This window comes from Brevibacterium sp. UMB1308A, from assembly GCF_030230605.1.
Classification (GTDB): domain Bacteria; phylum Actinomycetota; class Actinomycetes; order Actinomycetales; family Brevibacteriaceae; genus Brevibacterium.
The window spans coordinates 149,954-161,230 of the sequence record NZ_JASPDO010000003.1; the positions used below are offsets into that span (position 1 = coordinate 149,954).

An 11,277-nucleotide genomic window follows, 5' to 3' on the forward strand; every position below is an offset into this window, starting at 1 on the left:
GCGGTTACTCCCAGCCGAGGTCGGCGATACGGAATGCGTCAGAAACTTGGTTTTCGGCTACCCCAGTGACCTTCGAGTTGGTCACGACCAGGTTGGGGAAGAGGAAAAGGAAGCCAGCGGCCGCATCTTCTGTGATGGTACGTGCGACCTTCTTCATGCCTTCCGTGTATTCCTCTTCTGAACCTTTATCAGCTTTGGCAGCGATGTCGGTGATCTTCTTAGCGTCGTATCCGGTGTAGTAGCCCTCACCAAAGACCGTGAGCATGTCGCGGGCTTCAATGTGGTTGATGATGGACATGTCGTATTCGTGGTTAGTGAACGTCTTGTCCAGCCACACTGCCGGGAACTCTTGAGTTTCAACCTTTGCCTTCAGTCCCACTGCTTCGAGCTGGGAAACAACGACGTTGGCAGACGCGGTGGCGTACGGGAGGTTAGGCACCGTGAACTTCACGGTCTCGCCTTTCACATCTGCTTCTTCGACAAGTTTCTTAGCTTTTTCAACATCGTGGGGCCAAATGTCGTTGAGGTCTTCGTAGTAGGGGTCAGTGGGAGGGACCATGGACCCGATCAGTGTTCCGTGGCCACTCCACGCGGTGTCGATGATGGCCTGCTCATCAAGCGCGTACATGACGGCTTCGCGGACTTTCTTGTCCTTAAACACGCCGTCTGCGTTGTTCAGAGCTAGCAGAACTTCACCGTTTGAGGTTCCTTCAACCACTTTGAATTTGTCGCCTTCTTTTTCAAAGCTCGACAGAAGATCGGGTGCTTGGAGGTTAGCAAGAACATCCACTTCGCCGGACTTCAACGCGTTGGCACTAGCCACTGGGTCCTTGAAGTACTTGAACGTCACCTTGTCCAGTTTTGGCGCTTCGCCCCAGTAGTCATCACGGGAGGCGAACACGATCTGCTGGCCGCGTGTAAATGTGTCGACCGTGAACGGCCCAGTTCCTACGGCTTTGTTGGCAAGGTCGGATACTCCGTCTTCGTCAAAGATCGCCCCTACCAGGGAAGCAAGGTCGAACAGCCACCGGTTCGACGGGTGGGACAGTGTGATTTCAACCGTCGCGTCATCGACAACCTTGATCGAGTCAACGACATCCATCTTGGACTTCAACGCGTTCTTCCACTCGTCTGACTTCACGCGTTCGTATGAGAACTTGACGTCTTCGGCAGTGAAGTCGGCTCCTGAGGAGAACTTGACACCTTCGCGGAGCTTGAAGGTGTAGGTCTTGCGATCCTCTGACAGGTCCCACGATTCGGCGAGCGCCGGTTGAATCTGCCCTTCTTGGTCAATCCGAACGAGCGACTCATAGACGTTTTCCATCAGCGCTTGAGGCACGGCGGCCCCAGCCGAGGTGGTAAAGTCCAAGTTCGCAGGTTCGGCCGTGTGCGCCACCACCATGTCGGTGCGCGCCTCAGAGGAACCCGATGATGACGCACCCGCGTTACATCCAACAAGTGCGAGTGAACTTGCTGCCGCTACGATCGCTAGGCTAAAACGCTTTTTCATGTGACTCCTTCTTCCATTCGTGGAGGCTCCGGCGACTCCCACACTGTAATGAAGATTACAAAAGATTTAACGAATGTTCAGAAACTGGTTCACATACCGACACGCCGTGTCCTCCCACGTCACACCACACGTTCCGGGGCGCCAACGTTTTTGCGGGGCCAGTCCCCGCTCACACTCAGTGCTGCTAGCCCTCACGAACGCCTACGGCGCGCACCTGCAGCTCGCATCTTGACCAACACGACAAACAGTAGCCAGGCCACAGCTGCCTGACCAAGGCGGACCGGCAGGCGATCCATGAATGTCAGATGTTGCACCCCTTGTGCTTCTGCAACGCAGAAACGGGTGACGCTGACGCTTGTTTCACCCTCGCTGTTTGTCCATTCGTCTGAGGTGCTGATGAGTTCCGCCCCTGGTTCTTTGCACAATAACGGTGCAAGTGGTGCGTCGAGAATGGGGAACATGAGCTCGATGGGGAAAACCACAACACATCCAACAATAATGTATGAGACCACGCCCGCTACAAGAAGCCCGCGGAAGCTATTTTTCTTGCTTTTAACGGGTCGAGATTTTTCTTGGTTTGTCCGTTGTTGTCCAACCGACGCTGACGAATTAATCACGAGAAATGACCTCCCCGGTCTGAGGATCAAATTCGAAGCTCACGAGTCCTAGTCGGGGACCATTCACGGTTCCGTGAAGTGACACGTTCGTTGTGCGTTGGGGAACAGGGGCGTCCTGAACCTCGCCCCTGGGTGCTGCTCCCTGCGCGTCAGCCACAATCGTTTCGTTACCTACTCGCACCATGAGGTCAAAGTTCGTGATTTCTGCTCCATCGACTTCGTCACGCATATTGCGGATGAGAGTGGCAGGATCCTTGCGAAAAATAGGCGGAATATCTTGTGCCAAGAAGTACGAGTCGGTACTGTTTTCCCTTGGCGAAGCTTTGCGGGAGGGCTGTGAGTAAACCCAGTCGTTTTCTACCGGATTCTGTGCGTTGAGCACATCACCAACGAACGAAAAGTTTGAACCCTGGAAACTGATTCGCCGCAGTTGGGTTTTTTCGACGTCGTCATACCCACCGTGTTGCGCGAAGTCCTGGAGCGCCTGTTCGACCCGTGGCGCTGCGATGCCTCCTCCACGCTCAAACATCTGTTGAGCAAACTTCTCTTCGCTGATTGCACCGATTGCGCATGCGGAAGTAGCAAGAGCTGCGAGAGTAACTACGACAATTGAGCGAATGAAACGTGCCAACGGTCTTCCCTTTCGAAAGGCCATACGAGTGTCCGTCAGCACATGCGTGCATCCGTGCAATCGTTTGACAATAGAGTAACACCAATCTGGTGGCCCACTGCATCCAAATCCGCGCCTATTCCGCTGTCAGCACATCCGCTACGCAGGGGCGATTTCTGCCACGAGTTTCCGTAACGCCTTGCCCCTGTGACTGATTGCGTTCTTCTCTTCCGAGGACAACTGTGCCGCACTCACGTTCACGCCGTCTGGTTGAAAAATCGGGTCGTATCCAAAGCCGCCGTCTCCCACCGGTTCCCGCAGGATCGTGCCACGCATTTCCCCGGTACGCACCACCTCGGCGCCGGCGTTCACGTACGCGGCCGCACACACAAAACGAGCACCGCGCCCACGGGCTGGAATGTCGCTGAGCTGCGCAAGGAGCAACTCCAAGTTCGCGCGGTCATCGCCGTGCTCCCCCGCCCAGCGGGCAGACAGAATCCCGGGAGCAGAACCCAGCACATCAACAACGAGCCCCGAATCATCAGCAATCGCAGGCAAGCTGGTCTCCCGGGCCACAGCGCGAGCCTTAATCAGCGCGTTCTCTTCGAACGTCAACCCATCTTCAACAACATCAGCCAACCCCAGCTCGCCAGCCGTGACGACCTCGGCGGTGGGAATCACCTGCGACAAAATCGCCTGCAACTCAACTTTCTTACCAGCGTTGTGGGTTGCCAGAACAAAACGAGTCACGGCCGGCCCCTTACTGTTCCGAACCGCTCACCAGACCCTGTGCCAGAGCACGGGCCTGAATCCGGGCGAGTTCCGCACACCCGTGCTCCGCCAAATCCAGCAACGAGCCCAGCTCAGCGCGGTCGAACGGAGCACCCTCCGCGGTCCCCTGCACCTCCACGAACGCACCCGAGCCAGTCATGACCACGTTCATGTCGGTTTCAGCAGCCGAATCCTCTTCATACGGCAAGTCCAGCACGGGCGTCCCATCCACAATTCCCACACTGATCGCAGCCACGGAGTCCTTTAACACCTCGGCGTTCTTAGGAATCCACCCCAGCTCCTTGCCTTTTGCAACCGCGTCGACGAGCGCAACATACGCACCCGTGATTGCGGCCGTGCGCGTGCCACCGTCGGCCTGCAACACGTCACAGTCCACCTGGAGCGTGTTCTCTCCCAGTTTCGACAGGTCAAGAACCGCACGCAGGCTACGGCCGATCAGACGGGAAATCTCGTGCGTCCGTCCCCCGATCTTCCCCTTGACACTCTCGCGAGAACTACGAGTGTGGGTAGCACGTGGCAACATGGCGTATTCGGCCGTGGCCCAACCGCGCCCTTCGCCCTTCATCCACCGAGGGACGCCTTCAGTCAGCGACGCTGCACACAGCACCCGCGTGCGCCCAAACTCCACGAGCACGGAACCTTCCGCGTGGTCGAGCCATCCGCGCGTAATTTTTACCTCGCGCAGTTCATTGGCTTGGCGTCCGTCAAATCGCACTGTTTTCTCCTTGCGTTGGTTGGTGAGTGGGACTGAGTTGGTTGCGGTGGGGTTTCCCCGGGGGTGTTGTGGCTCCCGAGGTCGTTCAGGGAACCGTGTATGTGGCCAGTGGTGTTGCGAGTTCGGGAGTACTACCGAAAGTTTCCGTGGCTTCTGCGCGCACCTTGTGCTCACTGGTCCACGGCGGTATGTGTGTGAGCATGAGGCGTTTAACACCTGCTGCTTGTGCAACTTCCCCCGCCCGTTTACCGGTGAGGTGAATGCCCCGAACAGTGTCGCGACCTTCTTCAAAAGCTGCTTCGCACACGAACAGATCTGCTCCGCGAGCGGCTTCGATGAGTCCGTCGCACGCATCTGAGTCACCCGAATACGTGAGCACTGCGCCGCTGACGTGCTCAACACGTAGCGCGTACGTTTCCACCGGGTGTTCCACCAGGTGGGCTTCCACGGTCAACGGGCCAATTGTGTGTCGCGAACCGGGAGTGAGGTCCTTGAACTCGAACGCCGAATCAAGCGTGGATTCATCCGTGTTTTTCCCAGGCCCTGCTGCCAGTCCGGCGGGTGTGCGGTGGGCTGCTTGGAGCCGCTCTTCGCTTCCAGCGGGCCCGTACACCGGAAGTTTAGGGAGATGCGAGTCACCGAAGAAGAAGTCGGGGTCATAGGTGCGCAACACGTACAGCCCGGTGATGTCGAGGCAGTGGTCGGGGTGGAGGTGGCTGAGGAACACCGCGTCGATCTGGGTGTGTGTGAGGACCGTTTGGAGCGGCCCAAGTGCTCCCGAACCCAGGTCCAATACAATGTTGGTCGTTTTCTCCCCGTCGCGTGCGCTCACCACATAGCAACTAGCCGAAGATGCCGGCCCAGGGTAAGAACCAGAAATCCCTACCGCTGTGATCGAAAAGTCAGTCATTGTTAAGGCCCTTCGTTCCCGAGGTCGTTGCCACCGGCCTCGTCATCCTCGCCGAGGTCGGGGAGAGCTTCCAAAAGAATAGTCGTGATACGGTCCTGCGCCCAGGTGAGAAGTTCATACACGTTCACCGTCATGACCGTGCTTTCGGGCTGTTCGTCGAGTGTTTCCAGTAGGTTTTCAAGGTCAGATTCGGTCGCGATTCCCAGCCTGGTCGCAAGGATCAGTCGCACATCGCCCAAGGCAGTAGCCCAAGCCCGGGCTTGCTCCTCCGTAAGTTCCGCCCTGCCGGACCTGTCCAAGGTGAACAGTGCCGTTCGGAAGTTCGCCAGCTTCGATTCGCGAATGTCACGTTCCGTCAACCGCCTGAACTCTGTTGCACGCTCCGAGTCTTCGGCATCTACGTCCGGGAGAAGTCGGAGCACAGCTGGGTCGGTGGGTCGCTCTCCAGAGCTCATTCCTACCAGTTTGGCTAGCTCATCTGCTTCGGTTTCGGAGTTGTCGCCACCGAGCAACTCTGCAGCGTCAGAAAAAAGTCCCGCGAGAAGACGACGTTCAACTGGTTCGACTTCAACAATTGCCGTAAAGCGCGCACTGGGCGTAATCTTCATGTGTCAGCCTTCTTACACGTAGCCCACAGTCCAAAGCCGTGCATCGCTGCCGTGTCACGTTCCATCTCTTCACGCGTCCCGGTTGCAACAACCGATTTCCCGTTGTTGTGGACTTCCATCATCAACTTGTTCGCTTTAGCCGGCGAATACCCAAAGTAGCTTCGGAAAACATACGTCACGTACGACATGAGGTTGACCGGGTCATTGAACACGATGGTTACCCAGGGCGAGTCCGTCGCAACGACTTCGTCAACCTCTGGCTCAGCTAGAGTGCTCGTGGAAGTGCTCACATATTCACCATATGCGAAATATGATTGTGACTCGCAGTAGGAAGGTGCAATAGGATCACAGGTATGAGTGATCTCACACACCAGTCCACGGCACTTCTCACCGATCAGTACGAACTCACCATGGTTCAGGCTGCTCTAGAATCCGGCCGAGCAGACCGCACATGTCTCTTTGAAGTTTTTGGACGCAGACTCCCGCCCGGTCGCCGTTACGGCGTGGTCGCAGGAACCGGCCGTTTCTTAGAAGCCCTCGAAAACTTCACTTTCGGCCCTGATGAACTCGCATTTCTCAAGTCAGCGAACATTCTGGACGACACCACGCTGGACTGGCTTGAAAGTTACACGTTTACGGGAAACATTCGCGGGTACGCAGAAGGGGACATGTACTTCCCTCACTCCCCCATCCTCACGGTTGAAGCGACCTTCGCACAGGCTGTAGTCCTCGAAACACTCATCTTGTCCATCATGAACTATGACACGGCCGTTGCATCCGCTGCTTCCCGCATGTCACGGGCTGCCGGTGATCGTCCATGTGCAGACATGGGTTCACGCCGAACCCAGGAATACGCCGCAGTGGGTGCAGCACGTGCCGCAGTGATCGCCGGTTTCGCATCAACTTCGAACCTCGAAGCAGGAAGGCGCTACGGGCTCCGCACCATTGGCACCGCCGCGCACGCTTTCACTCTTCTCCACAACACCGAACGCGAAGCATTCGACGCCCAAGTGAAAGCGCTAGGCAAAGACACCGTCCTGCTTCTAGACACCTACGACGTCGACGAAGCACTCAAAACCGCAATCGACGTCGCGGGAACAGAACTGGGCGGGGTGCGCATTGACTCCGGTGACCTTGGAATCCAAGCGACTGAAGTCCGCGAAAAGCTCGACGCACTCGGTGCCACCAACACGAAAATCACTGTCACCTCGGACTTGGACGAATACGCAATCGCTTCCCTCCGAGCCACCCCAACCGACTCCTACGGTGTGGGAACCCGCCTTGTCACCGGTTCTGGCTCGCCCACAGCGAACTTGGTGTACAAACTGGTGGCCCGCTCCGACAACGGCGAAGACTGGGTCTCGGTTGAAAAGAAATCTGCCGGCAAGGGATCACACGGTGGGTTCAAGCAGGCCGTGCGTGCACTCGAAGGTGGCGTGGCAACTGAAGAAGCAATCGGAGTGCCCACACTGCCAGAAGAAGTTTCCAGTGGCCGTCCCCTCACAGTTGACCTGGTCGTTGACGGCCAGATCGTCGACGGATACACCGGTCCCGAAGGCGTGGAACGTGCACGCGCCCACTACCACGACTCCATTCGCGAACTGCCCCGCACCGCGCACCGCTTGCAAGACGGTGAACCAGCTATCCCCACGGTGTACTACAACGCATAACGCAAGCGGGGTTACAGGCTTTCACACCTGTAACCCCGCTTAAGTAGGTTCACTCAGTATTCGACAACAACACGGCCGTCGATCTTGCCGTGGACCATTTCATCAAACACCGCGTTAATGTCGCCCAAAGGACGCTTAGTGAACGTGGGGTGGATAAGACCACGCGCGTAGAAGTCCAAAGCTTCTTCCATGTCGCGGCGGGTTCCCACGATCGAACCGCGGATCGTCAGACGCTTAAGAACAATGTCGAAGATCGGTGCAGGGAACTCACCTGGTGGCAAACCGTTGAACACAATCGTGCCACCACGGCGCGTCATTCCAATCGCCTGCCCAAATGCGTCTGGGTGCACAGCTGTCACCAGAACGCCATGACTTCCACCCACTGCTTCCTGGACCTCCGGGACGGGGTCGTTCGCGAATGCGTTGACAACCACCTCGGCCCCGTGCTTCTTAGCAAGCTGGAGCTTGTCATCAGCAATGTCTACAGCAACAACGCGCATCCCCATGGCAACCGCGTACTGGACTGCAATGTGTCCCAGGCCGCCTACACCAGAAATAACAACCCACTCACCGGGCTTCACCTCGGTTTCTTTCAGACCCTTGTACACCGTGACACCTGCACACAGAACTGGTGCGATTTCATATGGGTCAGCACCTTCTGGGATGAGTGCGCAGTAACGGCTGTCTACCAGCATGTACTCGCCAAACGAACCGTCGACCGAATAGCCACCGTTCTCCTGCTTCTCACACAGCGTCTCCCAGCCGGTTTCGCAGTATTCGCACTCACCGCACGCGCTCCACAGCCACGCGTTACCAACCAGGTCACCTTCCTTCACGCGCGTGACGTAGTCACCTACTGCAACGACCTTTCCAACACCTTCGTGACCGGGAATGAAAGGAGGCTCAGGCTTGACCGGCCAGTCACCGTGAGCCGCGTGAAGGTCGGTGTGGCACACACCAGTCGAAATGTTCTTCACAAGCGCCTGGTATGGGCCGGGTTTGGGGACGTCTACTTGCTTAACTTCGAGGTCTTTTCCAAATTCATTGACGACAGCTGCATTCATTGTTTCGGACATGGGGGACAACTCCTTCGTCGCGATAGGTCGCAGATTTTCTGCGAGACACACATAGTGCATCTCTTATGAATCCTATTGACCAGTCAGGGCCCGTGTGAATACCCCGCACGGAATTTATGAGCGACCCACAAACCACCGTTGCAGGGTCTTGATCCTGTCTTGGATCTGTTCGCGTGACGCCTGTGCTACGGCGGGGCCACCGCACGCGCGTCGCAGTTCAATGTGGATTGAACCGTGTGGTTTGCCGGTTCGTCTGGCCCACGCCCCCACCAGCGACTGCAGTTTATTGCGTTCCTCTTTCATCGCTTTGTGTTCAAGTTCGTCCGGGTCTTCGGTGGGTGTGACCCGGCCTTTGCGTTTGGACTGTTCTGATTGCCGGGCGCGCAACAGGTGGGACACTTGTTCGGGTTCGAGTAGGCCGGGGAGTCCAATGAAGTCCAGTTCGTCGTCTGAACCCACGGCTCCCCCGGCCCCAAATTCGCCACCGTCGTAAAGTACGCGGTCAAAGGACGCTTCTGCTGACAAGGCCTCGTATGTTCCTGTCGCTAAGTCCCCGGACGCGGATTCGTTGCGGTTCGCTTCGTCGAGGGCCTGGTCGTCGAGCAATCCTTGGTCTTCGTCTTCTTCGGATCGCCGCACATCGAGTGCGTGGTCGCGTTCAGTTTCCAGGTTGTTGGCAAGGGCCAGGAGCACGGGCACGCTAGGCAAGAAGATCGATGCGGTTTCTCCGCGTTTGCGTGCTCGCACAAAACGCCCCACGGCCTGCGCGAAAAACAGCGGAGTGGCCGACGAGGTCGCGTACACGCCCACTGCCAGCCTGGGAACGTCCACACCTTCAGACACCATGCGAACCGCGACCATCCATCGACGGTCGGAGTTTTGGAACTCCTCGATTCGTTCGCTGGCTCCCGCTTCGTCCGAGAGCACCACGGTTACATCTTCGCCTGCTATTTCTTTGAGCTGTTTGGCGTATGCGCGGGCCACTTGCTGATCGGTTGCGATCACCAGCCCGCCGGCATCGGGCACAGTGCGTCGCACTTCGGTGAGCCTGCGGTCGGCTGCTCTGAGAACTGCAGGGATCCATTCGCCTGTGGGGTTCAGTGCGGTCCGCCAGGCTTGTGCGTGGACGTCTTTTGTGGCGTCTGCCCCTAGAACGGCTTCCATTTCGTCGCCAGCTTTTGTGCGCCACCGCATGTTACCGGAGTAGGTCATGAAGATGACGGGGCGCACCACGCCGTCGCCAAGCGCGCGTGAGTACCCGTAGGAATAGTCGGCTTGCGAGGTGCGGATGCCTTCGTCGTCGGGGACGTAGGTGACAAAAGGGATCGCCGAGGTGTCCGACCGGAAAGGCGTTCCCGTCAGGGCGAGGCGGCGGCGAGCAGGTTCGAAAGCGTCACGTACGGCGTCACCCCAGGACAGGGCATCGCCTGCGTGGTGAATCTCATCGAGGATGACCAACGTGCGGTACTTTTCTGTGCGGTTTTGGTGGAGAACGGGCTTCGCTGCCACTTGCGCATACGTGACTGCGACCCCGTGGAACCCTGGCGCTGAGCGTCCTTGTGAGTTCTTGAAGTTGGGGTCGAGTTTGATTCCCACACGACCGGCTGCTGCCGCCCATTGGACCTTGAGGTGTTCTGTGGGTGCGACAACAGTGACTCGGTCCACTTTGCGCTGAGCGAGTAGTTCGGATGCTAAACGCAAAGCGAAGGTGGTTTTACCTGCTCCTGGAGTTGCAACTGCTAAAAAGTCGCGAGGTTCATTGCGAAAGTACTGTTCGAGTGCCTCAGCCTGCCATGCACGCAATTTTCCCGCTGTTCCCCACGCGGCGCGTTCGGGGAAAGCGGGAGAAAGATGTTCGGCGGCAGAGGTTCCTGGAACCCTACCAGTGTTCACTCGTCGTCAGGCTCCTGACCTTCTGGCATGGATTCGTAGATTTCTTTGCACAGAGGGCAGACGGGGAATCGTTGTGGGTCTCGGCTGGGGACCCATACTTTGCCACAGAGAGCTACCAGGGGCGTGCCGGTCACCATGGATTCCATGATCTTCGCTTTGGGTGCGTAATGTGAAAACCGCTCATGATCACCGGGTTCGGTCAGTTGTTCCTGCAACTCGCGGTCGAGTGTTGCTGTGCCACCGGTACTCGGATAGGTTTCAGTCATGCCCCCCATTCTATCCAGTGACTTTGTTGACGACTACCGCCGGTTGAGCGATTCGATTGCTTCTGGCGTTGCAGTGGTCACGGTTGGCCGGGGAACTAGGTTCACGGGGGTCACTGTCGACTCATTTCTTGACGTGTCGTGGGACCCACCAACCATGCTTGTGTCTGTCCTTTCATTGTCGCGAATCATGGATGTGTTGGAGTCAGCGCCCATGTTCACGCTCAGCGTGCTGAATGCTGGGCAGGAAGATATTGCGGCATGGTTGGGTGCGTCTGGGCAACCGAACTACGGGCTGTTGAGTGATATCGCCACCGTTGAGGGTGACCGTGGACCGGCGCATATTGCTGGCGCGTGTGCGTTCTTCGAGATCGAGGTTGCTGACCGTCATGTGGTAGCGACGCATACGCTGTTTTCTGGTCCGGTAGTTGCGCAGGGTGGTACCCCTGACACACCAGCGTTGGTGCGGAGGAACCGGATGTACGGCACTTTTGGGTGAATTGTTTAAGGGCCTGACCGGTAGTGGTCAGGCCTTACCTTTTTGTGTTGAATATGGAAAAGAGGAGGCCACGGCTTCGTGGTCTCCTCTTTTCGTTTACGTTGGTTTTGCGGC

13 protein-coding genes are annotated in these 11,277 nt (G+C 57.4%); 2 read left to right on the forward strand and 11 right to left on the reverse strand.

Going from position 1 to position 11,277, the window contains the following annotated elements; genetic code table 11:
• Window positions 1-4: 4 nt before the first annotated feature.
• From QP868_RS03065 to clpS, 8 genes are all read right to left on the reverse strand, one after another.
• A complete protein-coding gene (locus tag QP868_RS03065) occupies window positions 5-1,510 on the reverse strand; it encodes an ABC transporter substrate-binding protein (RefSeq protein ID WP_284925186.1) in 1,506 nt (501 codons plus the stop codon).
• Between the two features lie 191 nt (window positions 1,511-1,701).
• Window positions 1,702-1,992: a hypothetical protein gene (locus QP868_RS03070; RefSeq protein ID WP_284925187.1), complete on the reverse strand. Its 291-nt coding sequence runs from the start codon at window positions 1,990-1,992 to the stop codon at window positions 1,702-1,704.
• A gap of 127 nt (window positions 1,993-2,119) precedes the next feature.
• Complete coding sequence (locus tag QP868_RS03075; RefSeq protein WP_284925188.1) at window positions 2,120-2,758, reverse strand: hypothetical protein; 639 nt, start codon at window positions 2,756-2,758, stop codon at window positions 2,120-2,122.
• 138 nt (window positions 2,759-2,896) lie between these two features.
• Entirely contained in the window at window positions 2,897-3,487 is a 591-nt protein-coding gene (rdgB, locus tag QP868_RS03080) for an RdgB/HAM1 family non-canonical purine NTP pyrophosphatase (protein WP_284925189.1), read from the reverse strand.
• A 10-nt stretch (window positions 3,488-3,497) separates the two neighbouring features.
• The gene (rph, locus tag QP868_RS03085) at window positions 3,498-4,244 is read right to left on the reverse strand and encodes a ribonuclease PH (RefSeq protein ID WP_284925190.1); all 747 of its coding nucleotides are present in this window, start codon (window positions 4,242-4,244) and stop codon (window positions 3,498-3,500) included.
• An 85-nt stretch (window positions 4,245-4,329) separates the two neighbouring features.
• Complete coding sequence (locus QP868_RS03090; RefSeq protein ID WP_284925191.1) at window positions 4,330-5,154, reverse strand: MBL fold metallo-hydrolase; 825 nt, start codon at window positions 5,152-5,154, stop codon at window positions 4,330-4,332.
• A gap of 2 nt (window positions 5,155-5,156) precedes the next feature.
• Window positions 5,157-5,762, reverse strand: a complete 606-nt coding sequence (locus QP868_RS03095) for a DUF2017 domain-containing protein (protein WP_284925192.1) — start codon at window positions 5,760-5,762, stop codon at window positions 5,157-5,159.
• Complete coding sequence (gene clpS, locus QP868_RS03100) at window positions 5,759-6,052, reverse strand: ATP-dependent Clp protease adapter ClpS (protein WP_284925193.1); 294 nt, start codon at window positions 6,050-6,052, stop codon at window positions 5,759-5,761. Before clpS ends, QP868_RS03095 begins: the two co-directional genes overlap by 4 nt.
• Window positions 6,053-6,115: 63 nt before the next feature.
• Between clpS and QP868_RS03105 the strand changes: the two genes are divergently transcribed.
• The gene (locus QP868_RS03105; RefSeq protein WP_284925194.1) at window positions 6,116-7,432 is read left to right on the forward strand and encodes a nicotinate phosphoribosyltransferase; all 1,317 of its coding nucleotides are present in this window, start codon (window positions 6,116-6,118) and stop codon (window positions 7,430-7,432) included.
• A gap of 53 nt (window positions 7,433-7,485) precedes the next feature.
• Here QP868_RS03105 and adhP read toward each other — a convergent pair whose 3' ends face one another.
• From adhP to QP868_RS03120, 3 genes are all read right to left on the reverse strand, one after another.
• Window positions 7,486-8,508 carry an alcohol dehydrogenase AdhP gene (adhP, locus tag QP868_RS03110; RefSeq protein WP_284925195.1) on the reverse strand — a complete coding sequence of 341 codons (1,023 nt, stop codon included), beginning with the start codon at window positions 8,506-8,508 and terminating at the stop codon, window positions 7,486-7,488.
• Window positions 8,509-8,622: 114 nt separating this feature from the next.
• Window positions 8,623-10,401, reverse strand: a complete 1,779-nt coding sequence (locus QP868_RS03115; protein WP_284925196.1) for a DEAD/DEAH box helicase — start codon at window positions 10,399-10,401, stop codon at window positions 8,623-8,625.
• Window positions 10,398-10,667 carry a DUF3039 domain-containing protein gene (locus QP868_RS03120; protein ID WP_005886356.1) on the reverse strand — a complete coding sequence of 90 codons (270 nt, stop codon included), beginning with the start codon at window positions 10,665-10,667 and terminating at the stop codon, window positions 10,398-10,400. The genes QP868_RS03115 and QP868_RS03120 overlap by 4 nt, the downstream gene beginning before the upstream one ends.
• On the opposite strand from QP868_RS03120, the gene QP868_RS03125 reads away from it, so the two are divergent.
• On the forward strand, window positions 10,666-11,163 hold the full coding sequence (locus QP868_RS03125) for a flavin reductase family protein (protein WP_284925197.1): 498 nt from the start codon (window positions 10,666-10,668) through the stop codon (window positions 11,161-11,163). The two genes, QP868_RS03120 and QP868_RS03125, sit on opposite strands and share 2 nt — an antisense overlap.
• Window positions 11,164-11,277 lie beyond the last annotated feature (114 nt).